The organism is Pseudothioclava nitratireducens, from assembly GCF_029210495.1.
Lineage (GTDB): Bacteria > Pseudomonadota > Alphaproteobacteria > Rhodobacterales > Rhodobacteraceae > Pseudothioclava > Pseudothioclava nitratireducens.
On record NZ_JARGDK010000033.1, the window covers coordinates 1 to 1,191 of the forward strand.

Annotated in this window: 3 protein-coding genes; all 3 read left to right on the forward strand. The window is 62.2% G+C overall.

Going from position 1 to position 1,191, the window contains the following annotated elements:
* The coding region (locus P0X85_RS15055; RefSeq protein ID WP_275815178.1) for a DUF6441 family protein at positions 1-392 on the forward strand (392 nt) is incomplete at its 5' end.
* A gap of 63 nt (positions 393-455) precedes the next feature.
* Positions 456-713: a type II toxin-antitoxin system ParD family antitoxin gene (locus P0X85_RS15060; RefSeq protein WP_275815181.1), complete on the forward strand. Its 258-nt coding sequence runs from the start codon at positions 456-458 to the stop codon at positions 711-713.
* A gap of 12 nt (positions 714-725) precedes the next feature.
* The gene (locus P0X85_RS15065; RefSeq protein ID WP_275815184.1) at positions 726-1,070 is read left to right on the forward strand and encodes a type II toxin-antitoxin system RelE/ParE family toxin; all 345 of its coding nucleotides are present in this window, start codon (positions 726-728) and stop codon (positions 1,068-1,070) included.
* Positions 1,071-1,191: the final 121 nt, after the last annotated feature.

The window sequence follows — 1,191 nt, forward strand, 5'->3', positions numbered from 1 at the left end:
CGCCGGTTATCGTCGGCGCTCATGACACAGGCCCGCTCATCCGCTCGCGGGACGGGTTCTGGCTTGCGATCCCAACGGCGGCTGCCGGCAAGGGCCTGAAAGGCGGGCGCATCACACCCGGGGAATGGGAGCGCCGCCGCGGGATGCGGTTACGATTCGTCTATCGCCGCCGTGGGCCGAGCCTCCTGGTGGCGGATGGTCGGTTGAACAGTCGCGGGCTTGGCGTTGCATCGCGGTCCAAGACGGGGCGCGGCAGGGCGACGGTGCCGATTTTTCTGCTGGTGCCGCAGGTGAAGCTCGCAAAACGGCTAGATTTGGCACGGGATGCGGAGCGCGTGCAGGCGGCGGTTCCGGGGCTGATCGTGGCGACTTGGGTATCTGAACGCGTTTGACGGGACCAGTCGACAATGGAGCGTCATTGGCATATATTGCCAATGACGCTAATGGAGAACGCCATGGCCACGAGAAATGTTGTCCTGACTGAAACGCAATCCGACTTGGTCGACAGGCTGGTCGCCTCGGGGCGCTATCAAAATGCCTCGGAAGCCTTGCGCGCCGGACTGCGCCTTCTGGAACGCGAGGAAGCGCAACTCGGCGACTTGCGCGCACGGCTGTCGGTTGGCCTTGAGCAGGCCCGCCAAGGAGATTTGGCCGATGGCAGTGGCGAAGACGCCATGCGCCTTGCCTTTGCACTTGCCCGCAATCGGTCCTGATCCGAGCGCCCAATGCCCAAACCCTGGCGTCTGACACGAGCGGCCGAACGCTCGCTCATCGATATCGCGATCTGGACGGTCGAGACTTTTGGTCCAAGGCAGGCTGCCGCCTACGAAGAAGACTTGATCTCGGCTTGTCGAAACATCGCGGCCGGCACGGCGCAATCGCAGGATTGCCGCCGGATCATTGACCCCGATCTGCCTGAAGATCTGCGCTTTGCGCGCGCGGGACAGCATTTTGTTGTTTTTGTCGAATACGCTGAGCACGTGATCATCGTAGACTTCCTGCACAGCCGATCTGACCTGCCGCGCCATCTGGCCAACCTGTCGCCCAAGAAGGGTGATACGGAGCATTGAAACCGGGTCATCCCCGGTGTTCGGGAAGTGATATGCCTTCAATCCGCGAAACCATCCTCGCCTCTTTGCATGGCAAGCTTCAGGTGCTGGATGCCTTGGTGCTGCGCAACGCGGTGCTGCC